Origin of the sequence: Variovorax sp. V116 (assembly GCF_041154435.1) — a bacterium.
GTDB classification, from domain to species: domain Bacteria; phylum Pseudomonadota; class Gammaproteobacteria; order Burkholderiales; family Burkholderiaceae_C; genus Variovorax; species Variovorax paradoxus.
Window position 1 is genome coordinate 13,289 of record NZ_AP028661.1, and the last position, 22,092, is coordinate 35,380.

The following is a 22,092-nucleotide window of genomic DNA, read 5'->3' on the forward strand; positions in this document are numbered from 1 at the left end:
CGCGGCGGCGGGGTCGTCAGGGCGTGCCCTTGGCGTCCTTGCGGATCTGGAGCCACTCGGGATGCACCTGGCGCGCGAGGCGCTGCGGCTCGCGCTCGTTGAAGCCGGCGGGCGTGAGGCCGAAGCCGGCCAGGTCGCCGCGCGACCACAGCCAGTAGCCCAGGTTGGCGGCGAGCAGGGCCATCAGCACCAGGCGCAGTTTCATGGTGGCCGGTGCCTCAGAACGCCATGCCGCTCGGGCGCACGCTGACTTCGTCGCTCGAGACCAGCTGCAGCCCGCCGGCGGTGCGCACCTGGAGCTCGCCGCCCCAGGCCACGCCCTCGCACAGGCCGAAGCTGCCGTCGCTGAGCTGGACCTGCCGCCCGCGCAAGGCGTCGCGCGCGGCAAAGCGTTCGGCAAACGGCCCGAAGCCCTCGGCCTCGAAGGCCTGCACGCTGCGCACCAGCGGCGCGGCCAGCTCGGCCAGCACCTGGGGCGCGGTGGCATCGGGGCGCCACTGGCGCAGCCAGGCCGGCGGGGTGCGCATGCCATCGCCCTCGCGCGGGCCGATGTTGATGCCGATGCCGATCACCAGGTAGCGCGGCGGGGCCGGCACATCGGCGCGGCCCGCATGCGGCATGGCGGTTTCGATCAGGATGCCGGCCAGCTTGCGGTCCTCCACCCACAGGTCGTTGGGCCACTTGAGCGCGACCTTGGCCGCGCCCGTGGGATCGAGGCTTTCCGCCACGCTCACACCCACGGCCAGCGAGAGGCCGGCCCAGTCGCGCGGCGCGAGCGGCAGGCCCAGCGAGAAGGTGAGGGAGGCGGCGCCTTGTTCTTCGCCCTGCTGCGCGCTCTGCCAGGGCCGGCCGAGGCGGCCGCGCCCGGCCGTCTGGCGCTCGGCCACCAGCAGCACCGGTTCGACACGTCCGGCGCGCGCGCGGCGCATCAGTTCGGTATTGGTGGAGTCGATCTCGGCCACCGCCTCGACCGCGAAGCCGAGCAAGAGCGGCGCCACCGCCGCAGCGATCCGGTCTTCGAGCCAGGCGGCCTGGGTACCCATCATGCTCAGCCCTTGGCGGCTCCGTCGGCCTTCTTGGACTTCTTTTCTTCCGACTTCTTTTCAGCCTTTTTTTCGGCTTTCTTGTCCGCCTTCCTGGCTTCCTTTTTCTCGGCCTTTTTCTTTTCGGCCTTCTTCCTGGCCTTTTTCTTCTTTTTCTTTTCTTCGTCTTCGTCCTTGGGCGTCAGCAGCGTGCCGCGGCAATTCTCGGAACCGCACCAGCAGGGAAACTCGGACAGCAGCTTCGGCGTGTAGGGTTCGTCGATGATCAGGCCGTAGTCGTAGTTGAGCTCTTCTCCTGCAGCGATGTTGCGCAGCGCCTTGATATAAACGCGCCCATCGATCTCGTCGGCCTCGCAGTTCGGCTCGCACGAATGGTTGATCCAGCGCGCATCGTTGCCCTTGACGTTGCCGTCGATCACGCGCCCGTCGTCGATGTGGAAGTAGAAGGTGTGGTTCGGCTGGGCCGGGTCGTGCGGGTGGCGGCGCAGCGCCTCTTTCCAGCTGATGACTTCGCCCTTGTATTCGATCAGCGTTTCGCCCTCGGCCAGGTCGTCCACGGCGAACACGCCGTTGCCGTGGACATCCGAGCGCCGCATCTGGATGCGGCGGCCGGCGAATTGTGGGGATTTGGAAGGCATCGCCGAAGTCTGTTAGGTTGAATATGCACACATGCGCGTGTGCGCGTGCGCACACGCGGGAAGCCGCAGATTGTATGTGGCCCCCACGCTCCCGCACTGCGTGTCGTCGCTGCCCCCCGAGGGGGCCGCAGGCCGCCTTGAGGCGGCTCGGCGGCGGCCTGAGAACTCTTTTAGGAATTTGTTGATGAAGACCTTGGTAATCGCAGAAAAGCCGTCGGTGGCACAGGACATCGTCCGTGCACTCACGCCCGTGGCCGGCAAGTTCGAGAAGCATGATGAGCATTTCGAGAACGACAGCTACGTGGTAACCAGCGCGGTCGGCCACCTGGTCGAAATCCAGGCCCCGGAGGAGTTCGACGTCAAGCGGGGCAAGTGGAGCTTCGCGAACCTGCCGGTGATTCCGCCTCACTTCGACCTGAAGCCGGTCGACAAGACCAAGACGCGCCTGAACGCCGTGGTCAAGCAGGCCAAGCGCAAGGACGTGACGCAACTCATCAACGCCTGCGACGCGGGCCGCGAGGGCGAGCTGATCTTCCGCCTGATCGAGCAGTACGCGGGCGGCAAGACCGGCCTGAACAAGCCCGTGAAGCGCCTGTGGCTGCAGTCGATGACGCCGCAGGCCATCCGCGACGGCTTCGACGCGCTGCGCACCGAAAAGCAGATGCAGGGCCTGGCCGATGCCGCGCGCTCGCGCTCCGAGGCCGACTGGCTGGTGGGCATCAACGGCACGCGCGCCATGACGGCCTTCAATTCGCGCGACGGCGGATTCTTTCTGACGACGGTGGGCCGCGTGCAGACGCCCACGCTGTCGGTGGTGGTCGAGCGCGAGGAAAAGATCCGCAAGTTCGTGAGCCGCGACTACTGGGAAATCCACGGCGTGTTCCAGGCCGAGGCCGGCCAGTACCCGGGCAAGTGGTTCGACGCCAACTTCAAGAAGCCGCCGCCCGGCCCTGACGGCACGGCCGACGCCGAGATCCGCGCCGACCGCGTGTGGAGCGAGCGCGAGGCGCGCGAGATCGCCGATGCGGCGCGCGGCAAGCCCGCCAGCGTCACCGAGGAAAGCAAGCCCACCACGCAGGCTTCGCCGATGCTGTTCGACCTGACCTCGCTGCAGCGCGAGGCCAACGGCCGCTTCGGCTTCTCGGCCAAGACCACGCTGGCGCTGGCGCAGAGCCTGTATGAGCGCCACAAGGCGCTGACCTATCCGCGGACCGACTCGCGCGCACTGCCCGAGGACTACCTGCCGGTGGTCAAGGACACCATGAAGATGCTCGCCGAGAGCGGCATGAAGCACTTGGCGCCCTTCGCGCAGCAGGCGGTCGACGGCAGCTACGTGAAGCCGAACAAGCGCATCTTCGACAACGCCAAGGTGTCGGATCACTTCGCCATCATTCCCACGCTGCAGGCGCCGAGCGGTCTTTCGGACGCCGAGCAGAAGCTCTACGACTTCGTGGTGCGCCGCTTCATGTCGGTGTTCTTCCCGAGCGCCGAGTTCCAGGTGACCACGCGCATCAGCACGGTCGAGACCAATGGCAAAAAATACCCGTTCCGCAGCGACGGCAAGGTGCTGGTCAAGCCGGGCTGGCTCGCGATCTGGGGCAAGGAAGCCATCAGCGACGACGACGAGAAGGACGGCAAGAACCTGGTGGTGGTGAAGCCGGGCGAAACGGTGAAGACCGAATCGGCCGACCTGAAGGCGCTGAAGACCCGGCCGCCCGCGCGCTATTCGGAAGCCACGCTGCTGGGCGCGATGGAAGGCGCCGGCAAGACCATCGACGACGACGAACTGCGCGAGGCCATGCAGGAGAAGGGCCTGGGCACGCCAGCCACGCGCGCGGCCACCATCGAAGGCCTGATCACCGAAAAATACATGCTGCGCGAAGGCCGCGAGCTGATCCCCACGGCCAAGGCCTTCCAGCTCATGACGCTGCTGCGCGGCCTGGGCGTGGAAGAACTCTCCAAGGCCGAGCTCACGGGCGAGTGGGAATACAAGCTCGCGCAGATGGAGAAGGGCGCGCTGAGCCGCGACGCCTTCATGCGCGAGATCGCCGAGATGACGCAGCACATCGTCAAGAAGGCCAAGGAATACGACCGCGACACCGTGCCGGGCGACTACGCCACGCTGTCGACGCCATGCCCCAACTGCGGCGGCGTGGTGAAGGAAAACTACCGCCGCTACAGCTGCACCGGCAAGGCCGGGCAGGAGCCCTGCGGCTTCTCGTTCGGCAAGTCGCCGGCGGGGCGCACCTTCGAGGTGGCCGAGGCGGAAGTGCTGCTGCGCGACAAGCACATCGGCCCGCTGGAAGGCTTCCGCTCCAAGGCCGGCTGGCCCTTCACCTCCGAGATCGTCCTCAAGTACGACGAAGAGGCGAAGAACTGGAAGCTGGAGTTCGACTTCGGCGACGACAAGAACGCCGACACCGGCGAGATCGTCGATTTCAGCGAGCAGGACACGGTGGGCCCGTGCCCGATCTGCGGCGCGCCGGTGTTCGAGCACGGCAGCAACTACGTCTGCGAGAAGTCGGTGCCCACCACTGCGCAGCCGACGCCCAGCTGCACCTTCAAGACCGGCAAGATCATCCTGCAGCAGCCGGTGGAGCGCGCGCAGATGGAAAAGCTGCTGGCCACCGGCAAGACCGACCTGCTCGACAAGTTCGTGAGCATGCGTACGCGCCGCGCCTTCAAGGCCTTCCTGACCTGGAACGCCGAGGAGGGCAAGGTGACCTTCGAATTCGCGCCGCGCGAAGGCGGCAGCAAGTTCCCGCCGCGCAAGACCTTCGGCAAGGCCGCGCCGGCGGGCAAGACCGCGGCGGCCAAGAAGGTGGCGGCCAAGAAGACGCCAGCCGCCAAGAAGGCACCGGCCGCGAAGAAGGCTGCCGCGCCACGCAAGCCGGGCGCGGGCCTCAAGCCCAGCGACTCGCTGGCCGCGGTGATCGGCGCCGAGCCGGTGGCGCGCACCGAGGTCATCAAGAAGCTCTGGGACTACATCAAGGCCAACGGCCTGCAGGACGCGGCCAACAAGCGCGCGATCAATGCCGATGCCAAGCTCAAGCCGGTGTTCGGCAAGGACCAGGTGACGATGTTCGAGCTCGCGGGCATCGTGGGCAAGCACCTGTCGGCGCCATGAAGACCACCATGCAGCGCAGACACTTCGCCGTCGCGCTCGCCGCGGCCTGCACGTTGGCCGTCGGCGCGGCGCAGGCGGCCGCCTGGCCCGACAAGCCCGTGAAGCTCGTGGTGCCGTTCCCGCCCGGGCAGGCCACCGACATCTTCGCGCGCGCACTCGCCGAGCAGCTCGGCAAGCGGCTGGGCCAGCCGGTGATCGTCGACAACAAGGCCGGTGCCGGCAGCAACATCGGCACCGAGTTCGTGGTGCGCGCGCCGGCCGACGGCTACACGCTGGTGGTGGCCGGCAGCGCGATGGCGGTGAACCAGACGCTCTACGCCAAGCCGGGCTTCGACCCGCGCAAGGACCTGGTGGGCATCTCGCTGATTGCCACGGTGCCGCTGGTGTTCCTGGCCACGCCCGAAAGCGGCATCCGCAGCATGGCCGACCTGGCCGCGCGCGCCAAGGCCGAACCGGGCCGGCTGAGCTATGCGAGCGCCGGCATCGGCGGCACGCAGCACCTGTCGGGCGAGATGTTCAAGTCGGCCGCGCGCGTCTTCATCACCCACATTCCATACCGCGGCAGCGGGCCGGCGCAGTCGGACTTCCTGGGCAACCAGATTCCGCTGATGGTCGACTCGGTGACGGCCGCGCTGCCGCACATCAAGTCGGGCAGGGCGGTGGCGCTGGCGGTGACCTCGGCCAAGCGCTCCTCGCAGCTGCCCGACGTGCCCACCGTGCGCGAAAGCGGCGTGGCCGGCACCAGGGACTTCGAGGCCGTGGGCTGGCTCGGCCTGATGGCGCCGCGCGGCACGCCGCCCGAGATCACGGCGCGGCTGAACCAGGAAGTGACCGATATCCTCAAGAGCGAGCAGATGGCGCGCTTCATCCGCGACCGCGGCTCCGAGCCCGCGCCCACCACGGGCGCCGAGTTCGACCGCTTCGTGGCGAACGAGATCCAGCGCTGGGGCGGCGCGGTGAAGGCATCGGGCGCCAAGCCCGAGTAGCCCTTTTGCCGCGCGCCGCTCAGGCGACGGCCGGCGGCGCTTGCTCCTCCGCGCTGCGGTCGGCATCCGCCAGCAGCCAGCGGCGGAAGTGGTCGAGCGTGGCCAGCTGGCCGCGGCCCTCGGGGTAGCAGAACCAGTAGCCCTGGTCGCCGCGGTAGCCGCCGCCCGGCAGCGGCTCGTCCACCAGCCCCGAGGCGATCTCGTCCTGCACCAGGCAGCGCGGCACCAGCGCCACGCCCATGCCCACCATCACCGCGCGGATCATGGTCTGGAACTGGTCGAACTGCGGGCCCGCGAGCGGATCGAGCCCGCGCACGCCGTGCGCCTCGCTCCATTGCAGCCACGATTGCGGCACCGTGACATGGCGCAGCAGGGTGCAGCGCGCCACGTCCTGCGGCGTACGGATGGCGGCTTCGGCCAGGCCCGCGCGCGGCGCGATCAGCGCCACGTCGCGCCCGGCCAGGTAGTGCGAGCGCGCGCCGGGCCAATGGCCGTCGCCGAAGAGGATGGCGCAGTCGAGCTCGGGGCGCTCGAAGTCGTAGCCATGCACGAAGGGCACGAAATGCAGCGTGATCTGCGGATGCAGGCGCTGGAAGTCGGGCAGGCGCGGAATCAGCCACTTGGCGCCGAAGGTGGGCAGGGTGGACAGGTGCAGCGCGCCGCCGCCGTCGCCGCTGGTGATGAATTCCAGCGTGGCCGCCTCCAGCTGCGCGAGCAGGGCGCGCACGGCTTTTTCGTAGCGCTCGCCCGCGGGCGTGAGCGCCAGGCGCTTGCGGCTGCGCTCGAACAGCGGCACGCCGATCCAGCGCTCCAGCTCCTGCACCTGCTTGCTGACCGCCCCCTGCGTGAGGTGCAGCGCCTCGGCGGCGCGCGAGACGCCGCCGAAGCGCACCACGGTGGAAAAGGCGCGCAGCAGGTTCAGCGGCGGGTTGAGGCGGCGGAGCGACATGGCTGGATGCCCATTAAAACATTCCAGATCAGAATGTTAGCTGGTCTATCCTTTGCTTCAAGTAGCGCAGCAACTTTTGCTTCATTGCTTCCGTCTCATTGGAGAAACCCCCATGCAACGTCGTCATCTTCTTTCTGCCCTGGCCGCTGTTTCTGTCGCGCCTGGAATATCCTTTGCCCAGCAAGGCAAGCCGATCCGCATGATCGTGCCCTTCCCGCCCGGCGGCGCCACCGACATCACGGCGCGCGTGCTGTCGGAGCCGCTGGCCAAGATCCTCCAGCAGCCCGTGGTCATCGACAACCGCGCCGGCGCCGGCGGCTCCATCGGCATGGCCGAGGTGGCCCGCTCCGCACCGGACGGCCTCGCCTTTGGCGTGGCCACGCTCTCCACGCACGGCGTGAACCCGGCCGTCTACCAGAAGCTGCCTTATGACCCGCTCAAGGGCTTCGTCGCCGTGACCGAGCTGGTGAAGGCGCCGGGCGTGGTCGTCATCAACCCGCGGGTGCTGCAGGTGCAGAGCTTCGCGGAACTCGTGAAGTACCTGAAGGCCAATCCGGGCAAGGTGTCGTACGCCTCGCCGGGCAACGGCACCATCGGCCACATGTGGGGCGAACTCTTCAAGAGCAGCACCGGAACCTCGATGGTGCACATCCCCTACCGCGGTGCGGGCCCGGCCATCAACGACGTGCTCGCGGGCGAGGTGCCGGTGTACTTCGACCAGGTGGCCTCGTCGCTGCCGCACGTGAAGGCGGGCAAGCTGAAGGCGCTGGCCGTGTCCTGGAGCAGCCGGCTCGACGTGCTGCCCGAAGTGCCGACCTACCGCGAGCTCGGCTACCCGGCCAACAACGATCCGTCGTGGTTCGGACTCGTGGCGCCCGCCGGCACGCCGGCCGACATCGCGCTGCGCATGCAGCAGGCGGTGGCCACGGCGCTGAAGGACGCCACGGTGCGCGAGCGCCTGGCGCTGCAGGGGCTGTACGCCTCGGGCACCACGCCGGCCGAATTCGCGAAGCAGATCGACAGCGAGATCGAGAAGATGAAAAAAGTCGCCGCCTTCGCGCGCATCCGATTGGACTGATCTCGCCTGCCTATGCATCCTGTTCTGAAGCTCATCCAAACCCGCGCCCAGGTGACCAGCATCGCCGGGCACACGCCGCTGGTGCTCGATTCGCCGCACAGCGGCACCGTCTACCCCGAGGACTTCCGGCCCGTGTGCGACCTGGCCACGCTGCGCCGGGCCGAGGACACGCACGTCGAGAAGCTCTACGCCTTTGCGCCCGAAATGGGCGCGGCGTGGATCGAAGCGCACTTTCCGCGCAGCTACCTGGACGCCAACCGCGACACCACCGAGCTGGACACCGCGCTGCTCGACGGCCCGTGGACCGAGCCCCTGTCGGCCGACCCGCGCGTGCTGGCCAAGGTGCGGCTCGGCAAGGGCCTGGTCTGGAAGCTCACCGACGAGGGCCTGCCGATCTACGACCGGCTGCTCACTGTGGACGAGGTGCGCGCGCGCATCGACAGCTGCTGGCGGCCCTACCACGCGGCGGTGGCCGAGGCCATCGACGCGGCGCATGCGCGGCACGGCTACAGCATCCACATCAACTGCCACTCGATGCCGGCGGTGGCGGGCAGCCATGCCACCGATTTTCCGGGCCTCGTGCACGCGGACTTCGTGATCGGCGACCGCGACGGCAGCACCGCCGACCCGGCGCTGTCGCAAAGGATCTGCGCGCACCTGCGCGCGCGCGGCTACAGCGTGGACTACAACCATCCCTACAAGGGCGTGGAACTGGTGCGCCGGCATGGCCGGCCGGCCGAGCACCGGCACAGCATCCAGGTGGAGGTCAACCGCAAGCTCTACATGGACGAGGCCACGCTGGCGCTCGACGAGGCCGGCGCGGCGCGGCTGCGGCAGGACCTGCAGTCGATGGTGGCGATGCTGCTGGCCACCGATCCGCGCTGACCGGCAACAACAACAACCCTGCCGCCGGCGCGTGTGTTGCGGCAGGGCCCGAAGGCGCGCGGCCTATAGTGGCCGCAAGTCTTTTCATCTTCGCCTGGAGTTTGACGTGAAGCCATTCCTTGCAGCTGTTCTTGCCATCGCGATGGGCGCCCTGGCGGCGGGCTGTGCCGGCACGGGCTCGGCCGGCAGCGGCGACCGCGCCGCCGCGTCGTCCGGCAGCGGCGTGACGGTGTTCGGCACCATCGACGCCGGCGTGAGCGGCAGCACGAACCGTTCCGAGCGGCGCTAAGCCGGCCGGGGCGTCAGCGCCGCAGCAGCGCCTGGCGCAGCACCCGCGCCGCGCGGTCGCGGATGCGGCCGTGCCCGGCATCCGGCAGGGTGCGCGGCGCCACCTTCGCGGTGGCGCAGGCCCAGAGAAAGTCGTGCAGGATGGGCGTGTCGTCGACCGTCTCGGTGCTGCCGTACTTGTGGAATTCGGGGTGCCACTGCGTGGCGGCGATGTAGCTGCGGCCCCTGTCGGCGCGGCGGCGGATGGCCTCGGGCACGCGGTCGGGCAGGCTCCAGGCCTCGATCTCGAAACCCGGCGCGAGGTCTTTCACGCCCTGGTGGTGGATGCTGTTGACCTTGGCGGTCTTGACCTCGGGGTAGAGCTTGGCCAGGCGCGTGCCCTCGACGATCTCGATCTGGTGGAAGTTCTGGTCGTAGGTCACCGGGTCGCGGTGCCGCACGGCTTCGGGATGCTCGTGCTGCGCCTCGATGTCCTGGTAGAGCGTGCCGCCGAAGGCCACGTTGATCAGCTGCAGCCCGCGGCAGACGCCGAAGATGGGCTTGCCGGCCTGCTCGAAGGCCTCGACCAGCGCCAGGTCGTACAGGTCGCGGATGCGGTCGCCCACCCAGGCGTCCTTGAGCGGCACCTCGCCGTAGCTGCCGGGCCAGACGTCGGCGCCGCCGTGCATCACCACGCCGTCGAGCCATTCGGCATAGTGCGAGAGCTTGGTGTCGCCGCGCGCGGTTTCGCCCGTGGGGCAGGGCACCATCACCACCATGGCACCGGCCGACATGAGCCAGTGCGCAATGGACTGCTCGACGTACTGCAGCGTCTTGTTGGTGAAGAGCGAACGCGCCGGGTCGGCATGGGAAAAGCAGGCGGACAAGCCGATCTTCAGCCGGGCGGAAACGGGTTGCGGCATCGCGGGACGAGCAGGGCGTGCTGTGCGAAAAGGAAAGTCCATTGTGGCGCTTTGGCCTCTCGCACGGGGTCGGACGACACGCCAAAGTATGCTTTCAACGCCGCCACGACCAAGAAGGAAGACAAGCCATGAAAACGATCAAGGGCCCGGCCATATTCCTGGCCCAGTTCGCCGGGGACGAAGCCCCGTTCAATTCGCTCGACGCCATTGCCGGCTGGGCCGCCGGGCTGGGCTACAAGGGCGTGCAGATCCCGAGCTGGGACGCGCGCCTGTTCGACCTGAAGAAGGCCGCCGAGAGCAGGACCTACTGCGACGAGGTCAAGGGCACGCTGGCCGCGCACGGCCTGGAGATCACCGAGCTGTCGACCCACCTCCAGGGCCAGCTGGTCGCGGTGCACCCGGCCTACGACGCGGGCTTCGACGGCTTCGCGGCGCCCGAGGTGCGCGGCGATCCGGTGCGGCGCCAGCAGTGGGCGGTGGAGCAGCTGCACTTCGCCGCGAAGGCCTCGGCCAACCTGGGGCTCACGGCGCATGCCACCTTCTCGGGCGCGCTCGCCTGGCCGTACCTCTATTCGTGGCCGCCGCGGCCGCCGGGACTCATCGAGGAGGCCTTCGACGAACTTGCGCGCCGTTGGCGCCCGATCCTCGATGCCTTCGACGCGGCGGGCGTGGACGTGGGCTACGAGATCCACCCCGGCGAAGACCTGCACGACGGCGTGAGCTACGAGATGTTCCTGGAGCGCGTGGACAACCACCCGCGCGCCTGCCTCCTGTACGACCCGAGCCACTTCATGCTGCAGCAGCTCGATTACCTGGCGTACATCGACCACTACCACGAGCGCATCAAGATCTTCCACGTGAAGGATGCCGAGTTCAACCCGACCGGCAAGCAGGGCGTCTACGGCGGCTTCCAGAGCTGGATCAACCGCGCGGGGCGCTTCCGCTCGCTCGGCGACGGGCAGGTCGATTTCGGCGCCATCTTCTCGAAGATGGCGCAGTACGACTTCCCGGGCTGGGCGGTGCTCGAGTGGGAGTGCTGCATCAAGCACCCCGAGGACGGCGCGCGCGAGGGCGCGGCCTTCATTGCCGACCACATCATCCGGGTGGCGGAGCGGGCTTTCGACGATTTTGCGGCGGGCGGCGTGGACGTGGCCGCCAACAAGCGGATGCTGGGGATCGGTTGAAGCGCTTTTGAGCTATATTTTTGATAGCATCAAACACTTGACCGGCGGGTGTTTGATGCCGAATTCGCCAAGGCGTTGTTTTTAAGACAAGCAACTGTCATGCCCCGCGGGCTATAATGCCGGGTTCGTTTCGATACCACGACGAAGCACTTTTCGTCACTCCGCCGGCTGACCTGCACTGTCCCTTGGATTTTTCAGGCCTCTTTCCCCCAAGCCGGCTTCACAGTGTGTTGGAGCGCCAGACCGGGCGCCCATGATTGCCACCACTGCCTTCGTTCTTGTTGAAGCGAATAGCGCGTCCGCCGCGCCATTCCGGCCGGCCCACGCCCGTTTTCAATTATTTTTCCGGCATCTTGCGCACACTTTCCGCGCAGGGTGCCAAGGCTTCATGGACATCATTCAACACAGTATCGCGGTGGGCAAGTACCTTGTTTCTCCGCTCATTCGCCACCAGGACGACGGCAATTTCGCCGCATCCGTCTCGATCCGCTCCGGCCGGGGCAGCGGCATGCACGACCGCGTGATGCGTTTCACGCCGCGCTTTGCCAGCCATGCCGCCGCGGCACGCTATGCCGTCGCCCAGGGGCTCGGCTGGGTGCGCGAACGCCACCCCCGCAGCGCGCCGCTCGCTTTGCCGTGCGCGGGCTGAAACAATTACGCCCATCTTCATCTCCAACACACATCGAACGAGAATTCAGAGGTAATCACACATGCCCAAGGAAGAACTGATCGAAATGAACGGCGCAGTGACCGAAGTCCTGCCCGACTCGCGCTACCGCGTGACGCTCGACAACGGCCATCAGCTGATCGCCTACAGCGGCGGCAAGATGCGCAAGCACCACATCCGCATCCTGGCGGGTGACAAGGTGTCGCTCGAACTCTCGCCCTACGACCTGACCAAGGGCCGTATCACCTTCCGCCACCTGGAGCGTCGCGGCCCGCCGCCGACCAACTCCGGCAACAACAACGCACCTCGCCGCTGATCCGCGACGGACGAAGGGCCTTGCAAGCGCCCCGCGCGGGCGCTTGGCAAGGCCTTTGTTTTTGTTGCGGCCGCCCGGCTGCAAAACGATGACCACATCCCCTTCCACCGCCGGCGGCCCGCCAGCCGGCAACGGTTTTGCCACGCTGGCGCTCTCGCCCCAGATGCTGGCCAACCTCACGCAGCTGGGCTACACGCAGATGACGGCGATCCAGGCGGCCGCGCTGCCGCCGGCGCTGCTCGGCAAGGACCTGATCGCGCAGGCCAAGACCGGCAGCGGCAAGACCGCCGCCTTTGCGCTCGCGCTGCTCTCCAACCTGAACCCGCGCCGCTTCGCCATCCAGGCGATGGTGCTGTGCCCCACGCGCGAACTGGCCGACCAGGTCACGACCGAAATCCGCCGCCTGGCGCGCGCGGAAGAGAACATCAAGGTGGTCACGCTCTGCGGCGGCGTCGCGCTGCGCGGGCAAATTGCCAGCCTGGAGCACGGCGCGCACATCGTGGTGGGTACGCCCGGCCGCATCATGGACCACCTGGAGCGCGAGAACCTGAATCTCGAGGCGCTCAACACGCTGGTGCTCGACGAAGCCGACCGCATGCTGGACATGGGCTTCTTCGACGACATCGTGAAGGTGGCGCGCCAGTGCCCCAAGGAGCGCCAGACGCTGCTGTTCTCGGCCACCTACCCCGAAGGCATCGCCAAGCTCGCGCAGCAGTTCATGAAGAACCCCGAGCAGATCACGGTGCAGGCGCAGCATGAGGGCAGCAAGATCCGCCAGCGCTGGTACCAGGTGAAGGAAAGCGAACGGCTGCACGCCGTGAGCCTTTTGCTCGACCATTTCCGCCCCGTGAGCACGCTGGCCTTCTGCAACACCAAGCAGCAGTGCCGCGACCTCGTCGAGGTGCTGCAGGGCCAGGGCTTCAGCGCGCTGGCGCTGTTCGGCGAGCTGGAGCAGCGCGAGCGCGACCAGGTGCTGGTGCAGTTTGCCAACCGCAGCTGCTCCGTGCTGGTGGCCACCGACGTGGCGGCGCGCGGGCTCGACATTGCGCAGCTCGAAGCCGTGATCAACGTCGACGTGACGCCCGACGCTGAAATCCACATCCACCGCATCGGCCGCACCGGCCGCGTGGGCCAGCAGGGCGGCGCCGAGGGCCTCGCGCTGAACCTGGCGAGCATGGACGAGATGGGCAGCGTCGGCAAGATCGAGCAGCTGCAGGGCCGCGAATCCGAGTGGCACCCGCTGGCCGAGCTCACGCCGGCCCGGGGCGCGCCGCTCGCGCCGCCCATGGCCACCTTGCAGATCGTGGGCGGGCGCAAGGAGAAGATCCGCGCCGGCGACGTGCTGGGCGCGCTCACCGGCGACTGCGGCTACGCCAAGGACCAGGTCGGCAAGATCAACGTCAACGAGTTCTCGACCTACGTGGCCGTGGAGCGCGGCATTGCGGCCGAAGCGGCGCGCAAGCTCTCGAGCGGCCGCGTGAAGGGCAAGAGCGTGAAGGTGCGCCTGCTGGAGCTCTGAAAGAAACCCTGTCATGCCGGTTGCTTCGGCTTCTGGCAGGCAAAATCCCCGCTGTGGCCTAATTGAGCCTCGAACATCACTTTTTTTACCCGAGCTTTTCATGCCCAAGAAAATTCGTACCGAAGCCGACCGCGTTGCCACCCCGAAGCCGACGCCCATGCCCGGCTACGCCCTGACCAAGGCCGGTGGCGGCCAGAAGGTCAGCCTCGAACGCGGCACCGCCACGCGCAGCAAGAAGAACCCCGGCAAGCGCGCCAAGAAGGGCGGCTGATCCAGCCCCCGGAGGCTCGCAAGAGCCGCGACGAACGCGCCCTTGGGCGCGTTTTGTCATTGGGACCGCCATCAAGCCAATCCGCGATGTCCGACGACAACCAGATCTTCATCCCGCCTTCGTTCTTCGCGGTCTACAGCGATGCGCGCCAGCGCCTCTCGGAGCCGATCGGCGTGGTGCGCGAGCGCTACGAGATCTGCGAGGACCTGGCCAGCCACCTCGTGGGCCACGCGCAGATCCAGCACCACACCGAGGTGCCGGTCGAGAGCGAGATCCTGCGGCGCATCCATGCCGGGCTCAGGGCGCCCGAAGCCGGCGTGTCGGCCGCCGAGGCCGGCTGGATCGTGCAGCGGCTGGCTGAATTGCTGGGCTGGCCCGGACCCGAGCTGGCTGCGGACTGACGCAGAGCGGACGGGCACCCGTCAGGCCGGCGCGGCGCGCCTGAGCAGGCTCAGGTAGCCGGGCTGCACTTCCATACGCGCGATGGCGCCACGCCGCTGCAGCAGCCGGTGCGCCTTTGGCAGGCTCCAGCAGGGCAGGCCGGTGAACATGTGGTGCTCGCAGTGGTAGTTGACCCAGTAGGGCGCCACCAGCGCGCGTTCGAGCCAGCCGGCCTGCGTGGTGCGCGCCTGGCGCAGCGGATCGGCCTCGTTCTGCGCCACCAGCGCATGCTCGGCGATGTTGCGCACGCGGCTCACGAGCGGCAGCCAGGTGGCCATGGGCAGCAGCCACATCAGGAGCCAGGCCCATCCATATCCGGCCAGCGCGAAGGCCAGGAAGCCGAGGCCGTTGCCGGCCAGGAAGCGCCGGTCCTTCGCCAGCTCGCGCCCGAATGCCTTCAGCGCCGATTCGCCCGGTGCGCGCTGCCGGATGCCCTCGGCGATGTGGCCGAAGCGCTGCTTGTAGAAGGTCTGGCCGCTCAAATCGCGCACGACCTTGCGCCACATCGAATCGCGCGTGATGGGGAAGGGCGCGGACAGCACGAGGTCCGGGTCTTCGGTCTGCTGCACGAAGCGGTGGTGCTGCAGGTGATAGGGCCGGTAGTCGCGCAGCGTGGACGAGCAGAGCCAATGGCCGACCCAGTCGTTGACCCTGCGGCTGCGATGCAGGCCCGCATGCGCGGCGTCGTGCATGAGGATGAAGAGCCCGAGCTGCCGCGCGCCGACGATCGGCACCATGAGCGGCATGGTCCACGGCCACACGATGCCCGCGAGCATCGCGGCGCCGATGACGCCCCAGCAGTGCGCCACCAGCCACAGGCCCTTCCACGGCGAGCGGCGAGTGAGCGACTGCCACTCTTCGTTGGAGAAGAAGTCCTCGGGTTGCGCGCGGGGGGCGACGGCCATCGGGCCAGTATGCGCCGATGGCCCGGCCGCGGCACGCGGAATTCCCCGGGGCTTCAGTTGTCGATCACCTTGCGGGCGAACAGCTCGAGGTAGTCCATCAGGCGGTTGGCGCCGGCAATGGCCGCGGCCTCGTCGCCGGTCGCGATGCCCTGCGCGAGTTCGAGGTGCGCATTGGCGCCCTCGACGATCTCGCCTTCGTGCTGGTAGGCGTACCAGAAGCGGCGGCACTGCACGATGAGCGGGATCACGGCCTTCACCGCCGAGTCGTTGTGGCTCGCCTGGTGGTTGACGAGGTCGAGCGCGCGGTCGGCCTGCATGTAGTCGTTCAGGTCGCCGCGATGGGCGGCCTTCACCATCAGCTCGGCGCAGCGCACGATCTCCTTGCGCTGCAGCGCGGTGGCGCGGCGCGCCGAGCAGGCCGCGATCAGCCGTTCGAGCACGCGCCGGGTCTGGATCACGTCGAGGTGGTCGGCCAGGTCGATGGTCGACACCAGCAGGCCGCGGCGCGGCTGCTGCACGATGAGGCCGATCGACACCATGCGCATCAGCGCCTCGCGCACCGGCGTGCGGCCAAGGCCGGTGCGCTCGGCGAGGTCGGCCTCGACGATCTGGCTGCCGGGCTCCAGCTGCAGCGTGGACAGCAGCGTTTCGATCGCGTCGTAGGCGAGGTCGGCGGCCCGTCGCTTGGGCTGGGGGCGGGGCGCGGTCTTCGGGGGGGCCATTGTTTTCTTTTGCTGCTGGTGCTGCTTCGGCTTCATTGTCGGTCCACATCGCCATCCGGGCGCGCGAGGCCGGCCAGCGTGGCAATGCGCGCCGGCGAGAGCGGCGGCCGCGGCGCGGGCGGGGTCCAGCCGAACAGGAACTGCGCCGCATCGCCGCAGACGCGGCCCTGGCAGGCGCCCATGCCGCAGCGGCGGTGGAGCTTGGCGTCGGTCCAGCCGCTGCAATCCGCAAGTGCCGAAAAGGGTACGTCTTCGCAGCGGCACACGAGGGTGTCGGGCTGCGGCATCTGCCGGATCGCGGGGGCTAGCGCGAAGCTGCGGTGCAGCTGCGCGGCAAAGGCATTCCAGCGGGCGCGCTCGCGTTCGTTCTGCTTCGCTGCGCGCTCGTTGCCGACGGCTGCGTAGCCGGCGATGGTGCCCTGGGCGAGGGCGCGCTCGCTGCCGCCGAAGCCGGTGCATTCGCCGGCCGCGTAGACACCGGGCAGGCTGGTGGCTTGCAGCGCATCGACGGCCAGCGCCTGTGCGCCGGCCTCCGCGGGTGTCAGGTCGCAGCCGAGCATCCGGCCAAGCTGTATGTTGGGTGTGAGGCCGAAGCCGCAGGCGATGCGGTCGCAGGCGATCTCCACCTCGCGCTCGCCCAGCAGGAGCCGAACCGATTCGACCTGCGTGCCGCCGTGGGCCGAGACGATGCGCGACGAAGTGCGGTACTGAGGATCGGCCAGCGTCACCGCCTGCATCGCCTTGCCCGGCCAGCGCAGCAGGCTGGCGGCAAAGCCCGCAACCGCCGCGAACGAGGCCTGCTCGGCGATGCGCACGACCTTGGCGCCCGCCGCGCGCGCCGTTGATGCAGCAGCCAGCAGCAGAGGCCCGCTGCCGGCGATCACGATGCGCTCGCCCTCGACCGGCAGCCCCGCCTTGATGAGCGCCTGCAACCCACCCGCGCCCGTGACGCCGGGCAGCGTCCAGCCCGGGAAGGGCAGCAGCAGCTCTCGCGCGCCGGTGCAGAGGATCAGCTTGCTCCAACGCATGCGCCAGCCGCGTTCGGCGTCTTCGAGCAGCAGTTCGTTGCGCGCAGGCGCCGCGACGACGCGCGTGCCGCTGCACACGCGGATGTTGGCGTGGCGCTCGAGCGCATCGCGCCACCTGCGCGCGGCCACGGGCAGCGACGCGCCGGGCCCGTCGCGCCAGATCTGCCCGCCGGGCGCGGGGTTGTCGTCGATCACGGCGATCGATGCGCCGCTCGGCGCTGCCGCTACGGCCGCAGCCATGCCGGCCGGGCCTGCGCCGACGATCAGCAGGTCGCAGTGCGCCAGCACCATGGCCGTCATGCCGAGGTCTCCACGCGCATGCCTTCGGCGCAGACCGCCTGGCAGGCGAGCCTTTGCCGGCCATCGATCCGCACGCGGCATTCCTGGCACACGCCCATGCCGCAGAAGGGCGCGCGCGGCTGGCCCGTGACGGAGCTGCGCGCCACGCCCATGCCGCCGGCCACGCGCAAGGCGGCGGCGACCGAACTGCCCGCCTTCACGCGGACGGGTTGGCCGTCGATGTGCAGCAAGGTCTCGCCGCTCATGCGCGCTTCTCCAGCAGGCCGCGCGGCGCATAGGGCGCCGCGTCGAACTCAGGGGCAGCGCCGGTCATCAGCGCCGCGAGCAGGTGCGCGCTGCCCGGCGCGGTGGTCACGCCCAGGCCTTCGTGGCCGACCGCGAGCCAGAGCTTCTCGCGCCAGGGATGCTTGCCCAGCAGCGGCAGCCCGTCGGGCGTCGCGGCGCGCAGGCCGGTCCACGAGCGGACCGCGTTGAGCTCCGCGAGCCCCGGCAGGTAGCCGATCGCGCGCTGCAGCATGCGCGCGAGCATCGGCGCTTCGACCGCCGGATCGGTGGTGCCGAACTGGCGCGAGGAGCCGATCAGCAGCTGACCCGTGGGCCGCGGCTGCACGTTGAAGGCGACCGAATCGCCATCGCTGTGGTGCGCGCTCGTCACATAGCCGAGTTCGACGAGCTGGTGGCGCACCGTGCCCGGGTAGCGGTCGGTGATCAGCAGGTGGCCCTTCTTGGGGCGGATCGGAAGTTCAGGGCAGAGCGCCGTGGCTTCGATGCCGTTGGCCAGCACGATCTGCGGCGCGCTGCGGCGGCTGCCGTCCGCGAGCCGCAGCGTGCCGTCAGCTTCGATCGCATCGACCTTCGCGTGCTCGACGCGGATCGAAGCGCCGCCCTCTGCGAGCAGCCAGCGCGCCGCGTTCGGCGCATAGAGGATGCCGTCGCCGGGCACTTCGAGCGCGCCTGCGAGGCCCCGGCGCAGCGCGGGCTCGGCGCGCGCGAGCGTGGGCGCATCGAGCAGGCGGCTGTCGACGCCGTGTGCATGCAGTCGCTCGCGCTTGCGCTCGGCCTCGGCCATTTCTTCTTCGTTCGCGGCGATCCAGAGCGTGCCGCAGGCGCGGTACGCGCAGTCTTCGCCCATGCGGGGCGCCAGGGCGCGCCACTGCGCGATCGAATGGCGGCTCAACGCAAGCTCGGCCGGGTTGTCGTCCATCACCACCAGGTGCCCCATGCCCGCGCCGGTGGCGCCGCCGATGCGCGCATCGAGCACCAGCACGCGGCGGCCTGCCTGTGCCAGCGCATGCGCGCAGGCGGCGCCGACGATGCCGGCGCCGATGACGATGGCATCCGCATCCATGCCGCGCGAGCTCAGAGCCGAATGCCCCAGCCGAAGGGGTCGCTGTCGTCGATCAGCAGCGTGGCTTCGGCGCTGACGTGGGCGCGGCCGCGCAGCGTCGGAACGACCTTGCCGCCGTCTTCCAGCGTGTAGCTGGCCTCGAAGCGGCTGCCGATCACGCTGGCCTGCGTCCACACCTCGCCCGGCGCGAGCTTGCCGTCGGCCGCGAGGCAGGCGATCTTGGCGCTGGTGCCGGTGCCGCAGGGCGAGCGATCGTAGGCGTTACCGGGGCACAGCACGAAGTTGCGGCTGTCGGCGCCCTCGCTGTCGTCGGCAAAGAGTTCGATGTGGTCGATCTCCGCGCCCTCGGCGCCCGTGATGCCCTGTGCCGCCAGCGCGCGGCGCAAGGCGGCGGTGTAGCCGGTCAGCGCGGCGAGGTTGTCGCTGGCCACGCGCTGTCCGTGCTCGCTCACGAGGAAGAACCAGTTGCCGCCCCAGGCGACATCTCCGCGCACGGTCTCGCGCACGGTGCCATGACCGGCCAGCTCGACCGCCACCTGGTGCAGGTGCCGATACGCCGGCACGTTGCGCACGCTGACCGAACCATCGGCATGCAGCGTGGCGGTGACGGTGCCCACGGGCGTTTCGATGCGGTGCTCGCCGGTGCCGATGCGCCCCATGTGCGCGAGGCTCGCGACCAGGCCGATGGTGCCGTGGCCGCACATGCCGAGATAGCCGGTGTTGTTGAAGAAGACCACGCCGGCCGCGGCATCCTTCGACACGGGTTCGCACAAGAGCGCGCCCACCACCACGTCGCTGCCGCGCGGCTCGAGCACCGTGGCCGCGCGCCATTGGTCGTGGCGGTCGGCCAGCAGCGCGCGGCGCGCGGCCATGGTGCCGCCGCCGAGATCGGGAAAGCCGCCGACGACCAGCCGCGTGGGCTCGCCGCCCGTGTGCGAATCGATGACCTGGATGCGCTGCATGTCGTCCTTCAGCTTCAGTAGCTCGCGAGCGGAACGGGCGCGGCGTTCTTGAAGGTGAACACCGTGATCGGCGCCTGTTTCATGTTGCCCTTGTCGTCGTAGCTGTAGGTCGCGGCCACGCCCTTGTAGGTGGTCTTGTAGAGCTCGGCGCCCACCTTGTCGGGGTCGGTGGAGTTGGCCTTCTGCATCGACTCGCCGATGAACATCAGCTGGTCGTAGTACGAGGCGGCATACGCATCCGCATCGGCGTTGAAGCGCTTCTTGAACTTGGCCTTGAAGGCCGGGCCGCTCTGCGCCTTTTCAAGGATGGAGCCGCCCTGCGCGCAGAACACCAGGTCGTTGACCGCGTCGCCGCCGAGCTTGCCGGTGGCCGGGCTGCAGACGGTGTCGCCGCCGAGCAGCTTGCCGGGCACGGCCAGCTGCTTCATCTGGCGCGCCATGGGTGCGGCCTGCGGCGCATAGCCGCCGAAGAAGATGGCTTCGGGCGCCTTGGCCTTCATGTTGGTGAGGATCGCGGTGAAGTCCACGGCCTTGTCGGTGGTGAACTCCTGGCCCACGATGGTGAGGCCCTGCTTCTTCGCTTCCTTGCTGAACTCTTCCGCCAGGCCCTGGCCGAAGGCGGTGCGGTCGTCGATCACGCCCACCTTGCTGACCTTGAGCACCTTGGCCGCGTACACCGCCATGCTGGAGCCGATCTGGTTGTCGCTTGCGATGATGCGAAAGAGGTTCTTGTAGCCGCCCTGCGTGACCTTCGGGTTGGTGCCCACGGTGGAGACCATGGTGCCGCCGTCGGCATAGATGCGCGACGCCGGGATGGCCACGCCCGAGCAATACGGCCCCATCACGTACTTGACGCCGTCGTCCACCAGTTTCTGCGCCACGCTGACGCCGGTCTTGGCGTCGCACTGGTCGTCTTCGGAGACCAGTTCGAACTTCAGCGTCTTGCCGCCGGCCGTGATCTTCTTTGCGTTGAGTTCCTCGATGGCCAGGCGCACGCCGTTTTCGTTGTCCTTGCCCGCGAAGGCATTGGGGCCCGAGAGCGGCCCGCTGTGGCCGATCTTGACGACCTGCTCCTGCTGCGCATGCGCGTGGCCCGCGACGGCGATGGCCGCCACGAGGCCGAGAAACGGAATCATGTGTGCTTTGGACTTCATGCTTGTTCCCAGGTAAGGACGATGAAAAAAGAGTGAGAGCGCGCGTTATGACACGACCGACTGGTATTGCACAGGCCGCGTGGCCAGCGCCTTCTTCACGATGGCCTCGATGGCGGCGCGCTCCTCGCCGATGAGCGGCAGCCGCGGGCGGCGCATGTGCTCGCTGCCCACGCCCACCAGCACGTCGATCAGCTTGAGGTTCTGCACCAGCTTGGTCGACACGTCCAGGTGCAGCATCGGCGTCATCCACTGGTAGAGCTTCAGCGCCTCGGCGAAGCGGCCCGCCTTCATCAGGTCGTACAGCGCCACCGTCTCGCGCGGGAACGCGCAGCCCACGCCGGCCAAGAGGCCATCGCAGCCCAGCGCCAGGCCTTCGTAGGCGAGGTCGTCCACCCCCAGGAACAGCTGGTAGCGATCGCCCACCGTGTTGCGCAGGTCGGTGATGCGGCGGATGTCGTCCGAGCTCTCCTTGATGGCCGCGATCCATTCGCAGTCCGCCAGTTCCAGCATGTGCTCGGGCTTCAGGTCCACCCGGTAGGCCACCGGGTTGTTGTAGACCATGATGGGCTTTTGCGCCGCGTTGGCGATGGTGCGCACGTTGAGCATGGCTTCGCGCGCATCGGCCACGTAGATCACCGAGGGCATCACCATGAAGCCGGCGACGCCGAGCTTGTTGGCTCCGTCCACGTAGCGCAGCGCCTCGCGCGTGCTGGTTTCCGACACATTGGCCAGCACGGGGATGCGGCCGTCGGCGGCTTCGAGCGCGATCTTGGCGACCTGCAGCTTCTCTTCGAGCGTGAGCGTGCTGGCTTCGCCCAGCGAGCCGCAGGTCACGAGGCCGTGGACGCCGTTGCGGATCTGGAAGTCGATGTGCCGCGCGGTGCCTTCGGCATCGATGCTTTCGTCGGCGTGGAACTTGGTGGTGATGGCGGGAAAGATGCCTTGCCAGCGGGGTTGGGTCACGTGAGCGCTCCTGGATGTGCGGTGGGGAAGGGTCCTGATTTAAATATATTAGCGATATATCGTCAAGATATGCGTGGGGTGGGCGCTCTTCCGGGTGGGGTTCTTGTGTGATATCTGCGCAGGCCAGGTGTCTACCGTTCGGGGTGCGATCACGCCGACGGGGTACCTTGCTCCGCGAATGTCCCCCGGCCTGCGGCCTCCTCCTTTATTTCGCTGCGCAAGGCACCCCATCGGCGTGCTCGTCATGCGCAGTGGTCGTTGATCGGTCAGCACCACAGCCGCGCCCATCGTGCACAGGGCATCGGGTGCTCCCCGCAGCGAAATCAAGGAGGAGGCCGCAGGCCGGGGGACATTCGCGGAGGGGAGTACCCGGTGGCCTGGGCACGCGCCCTGAACAACAGCGCCAAAAAACTACG

24 protein-coding genes are annotated in these 22,092 nt (G+C 68.5%); 11 read left to right on the forward strand and 13 right to left on the reverse strand.

Features of this window, described 5'->3' with window-relative positions; genetic code table 11:
- Positions 1–16: 16 nt before the first annotated feature.
- From ACAM58_RS00070 to ACAM58_RS00080, 3 genes are read right to left on the reverse strand one after another with little or no spacing between them, the layout of a single operon-like run.
- A complete protein-coding gene (locus ACAM58_RS00070; RefSeq protein WP_015867938.1) occupies positions 17–205 on the reverse strand; it encodes a hypothetical protein in 189 nt (62 codons plus the stop codon).
- Positions 206–218: 13 nt separating this feature from the next.
- On the reverse strand, positions 219–1,046 hold the full coding sequence (locus tag ACAM58_RS00075; RefSeq protein ID WP_369663827.1) for a biotin--[acetyl-CoA-carboxylase] ligase: 828 nt from the start codon (positions 1,044–1,046) through the stop codon (positions 219–221).
- Between the two features lie 2 nt (positions 1,047–1,048).
- Entirely contained in the window at positions 1,049–1,681 is a 633-nt protein-coding gene (locus tag ACAM58_RS00080) for an SET domain-containing protein (RefSeq protein WP_062363961.1), read from the reverse strand.
- A 184-nt stretch (positions 1,682–1,865) separates the two neighbouring features.
- Here ACAM58_RS00080 and ACAM58_RS00085 point away from each other — a divergent pair, with 184 nt between their 5' ends.
- Together ACAM58_RS00085 and ACAM58_RS00090 are read left to right on the forward strand one after the other, a co-directional pair.
- A complete protein-coding gene (locus ACAM58_RS00085; RefSeq protein ID WP_369663828.1) occupies positions 1,866–4,808 on the forward strand; it encodes a DNA topoisomerase III in 2,943 nt (980 codons plus the stop codon).
- Positions 4,805–5,794: a Bug family tripartite tricarboxylate transporter substrate binding protein gene (locus tag ACAM58_RS00090; protein ID WP_369663829.1), complete on the forward strand. Its 990-nt coding sequence runs from the start codon at positions 4,805–4,807 to the stop codon at positions 5,792–5,794. The genes ACAM58_RS00085 and ACAM58_RS00090 overlap by 4 nt, the downstream gene beginning before the upstream one ends.
- A 19-nt stretch (positions 5,795–5,813) precedes the next feature.
- On the opposite strand, the gene ACAM58_RS00095 is transcribed toward ACAM58_RS00090, so the two are convergent.
- Entirely contained in the window at positions 5,814–6,743 is a 930-nt protein-coding gene (locus ACAM58_RS00095; RefSeq protein WP_369663830.1) for a LysR substrate-binding domain-containing protein, read from the reverse strand.
- 112 nt (positions 6,744–6,855) lie between these two features.
- Here ACAM58_RS00095 and ACAM58_RS00100 point away from each other — a divergent pair, with 112 nt between their 5' ends.
- The 3 genes from ACAM58_RS00100 to ACAM58_RS00110 all read left to right on the forward strand — a co-directional run bounded on the left by ACAM58_RS00100 (position 6,856) and on the right by ACAM58_RS00110 (position 8,995).
- The gene (locus ACAM58_RS00100) at positions 6,856–7,821 is read left to right on the forward strand and encodes a tripartite tricarboxylate transporter substrate binding protein BugE (RefSeq protein WP_307593280.1); all 966 of its coding nucleotides are present in this window, start codon (positions 6,856–6,858) and stop codon (positions 7,819–7,821) included.
- A gap of 12 nt (positions 7,822–7,833) precedes the next feature.
- On the forward strand, positions 7,834–8,706 hold the full coding sequence (locus ACAM58_RS00105; RefSeq protein WP_369663831.1) for an N-formylglutamate amidohydrolase: 873 nt from the start codon (positions 7,834–7,836) through the stop codon (positions 8,704–8,706).
- A 106-nt stretch (positions 8,707–8,812) separates the two neighbouring features.
- Positions 8,813–8,995 carry a hypothetical protein gene (locus tag ACAM58_RS00110; RefSeq protein ID WP_018903485.1) on the forward strand — a complete coding sequence of 61 codons (183 nt, stop codon included), beginning with the start codon at positions 8,813–8,815 and terminating at the stop codon, positions 8,993–8,995.
- A 13-nt stretch (positions 8,996–9,008) separates the two neighbouring features.
- Here ACAM58_RS00110 and ACAM58_RS00115 read toward each other — a convergent pair whose 3' ends face one another.
- Positions 9,009–9,896 (reverse strand): gamma-glutamyl-gamma-aminobutyrate hydrolase family protein, encoded by an 888-nt coding sequence (locus ACAM58_RS00115; RefSeq protein ID WP_018903484.1) that lies wholly within the window; start codon positions 9,894–9,896, stop codon positions 9,009–9,011.
- A 128-nt stretch (positions 9,897–10,024) separates the two neighbouring features.
- Between ACAM58_RS00115 and ACAM58_RS00120 the strand changes: the two genes are divergently transcribed.
- The 6 genes from ACAM58_RS00120 to ACAM58_RS00145 all read left to right on the forward strand — a co-directional run bounded on the left by ACAM58_RS00120 (position 10,025) and on the right by ACAM58_RS00145 (position 14,254).
- Positions 10,025–11,080, forward strand: a complete 1,056-nt coding sequence (locus tag ACAM58_RS00120) for a sugar phosphate isomerase/epimerase family protein (protein ID WP_369663832.1) — start codon at positions 10,025–10,027, stop codon at positions 11,078–11,080.
- A gap of 388 nt (positions 11,081–11,468) precedes the next feature.
- The gene (locus tag ACAM58_RS00125) at positions 11,469–11,729 is read left to right on the forward strand and encodes a hypothetical protein (RefSeq protein ID WP_015867949.1); all 261 of its coding nucleotides are present in this window, start codon (positions 11,469–11,471) and stop codon (positions 11,727–11,729) included.
- 61 nt (positions 11,730–11,790) lie between these two features.
- Positions 11,791–12,063: a translation initiation factor IF-1 gene (gene infA / locus ACAM58_RS00130; RefSeq protein ID WP_015867950.1), complete on the forward strand. Its 273-nt coding sequence runs from the start codon at positions 11,791–11,793 to the stop codon at positions 12,061–12,063.
- Between the two features lie 88 nt (positions 12,064–12,151).
- Positions 12,152–13,582: an ATP-dependent RNA helicase DbpA gene (gene dbpA, locus ACAM58_RS00135; protein WP_369663833.1), complete on the forward strand. Its 1,431-nt coding sequence runs from the start codon at positions 12,152–12,154 to the stop codon at positions 13,580–13,582.
- Between the two features lie 100 nt (positions 13,583–13,682).
- The gene (locus tag ACAM58_RS00140; protein ID WP_319428235.1) at positions 13,683–13,853 is read left to right on the forward strand and encodes a hypothetical protein; all 171 of its coding nucleotides are present in this window, start codon (positions 13,683–13,685) and stop codon (positions 13,851–13,853) included.
- Positions 13,854–13,939: 86 nt separating this feature from the next.
- A complete protein-coding gene (locus ACAM58_RS00145; protein WP_015867953.1) occupies positions 13,940–14,254 on the forward strand; it encodes a hypothetical protein in 315 nt (104 codons plus the stop codon).
- A gap of 21 nt (positions 14,255–14,275) precedes the next feature.
- On the opposite strand, the gene ACAM58_RS00150 is transcribed toward ACAM58_RS00145, so the two are convergent.
- From ACAM58_RS00150 to ACAM58_RS00185, 8 genes are read right to left on the reverse strand one after another with little or no spacing between them, the layout of a single operon-like run.
- A complete protein-coding gene (locus ACAM58_RS00150) occupies positions 14,276–15,199 on the reverse strand; it encodes a fatty acid desaturase family protein (RefSeq protein ID WP_369663834.1) in 924 nt (307 codons plus the stop codon).
- A gap of 53 nt (positions 15,200–15,252) precedes the next feature.
- Positions 15,253–15,921, reverse strand: coding sequence for a GntR family transcriptional regulator (locus tag ACAM58_RS00155; protein ID WP_026283856.1), 669 nt, complete (start codon positions 15,919–15,921; stop codon positions 15,253–15,255).
- Positions 15,922–15,953: 32 nt separating this feature from the next.
- Positions 15,954–17,249: an FAD-dependent oxidoreductase gene (locus ACAM58_RS00160; protein WP_369663835.1), complete on the reverse strand. Its 1,296-nt coding sequence runs from the start codon at positions 17,247–17,249 to the stop codon at positions 15,954–15,956.
- Entirely contained in the window at positions 17,246–17,494 is a 249-nt protein-coding gene (locus ACAM58_RS00165) for a (2Fe-2S)-binding protein (protein ID WP_018903478.1), read from the reverse strand. Before ACAM58_RS00165 ends, ACAM58_RS00160 begins: the two co-directional genes overlap by 4 nt.
- Complete coding sequence (locus ACAM58_RS00170; protein ID WP_369663836.1) at positions 17,491–18,597, reverse strand: NAD(P)/FAD-dependent oxidoreductase; 1,107 nt, start codon at positions 18,595–18,597, stop codon at positions 17,491–17,493. The genes ACAM58_RS00165 and ACAM58_RS00170 overlap by 4 nt, the downstream gene beginning before the upstream one ends.
- An 11-nt stretch (positions 18,598–18,608) precedes the next feature.
- Positions 18,609–19,559 (reverse strand): 4-hydroxyproline epimerase, encoded by a 951-nt coding sequence (locus tag ACAM58_RS00175; RefSeq protein WP_278873951.1) that lies wholly within the window; start codon positions 19,557–19,559, stop codon positions 18,609–18,611.
- A gap of 14 nt (positions 19,560–19,573) precedes the next feature.
- Positions 19,574–20,713 (reverse strand): branched-chain amino acid ABC transporter substrate-binding protein, encoded by a 1,140-nt coding sequence (locus ACAM58_RS00180; RefSeq protein ID WP_369663837.1) that lies wholly within the window; start codon positions 20,711–20,713, stop codon positions 19,574–19,576.
- 45 nt (positions 20,714–20,758) lie between these two features.
- Positions 20,759–21,676, reverse strand: a complete 918-nt coding sequence (locus ACAM58_RS00185) for a dihydrodipicolinate synthase family protein (RefSeq protein ID WP_369663838.1) — start codon at positions 21,674–21,676, stop codon at positions 20,759–20,761.
- Positions 21,677–22,092 lie beyond the last annotated feature (416 nt).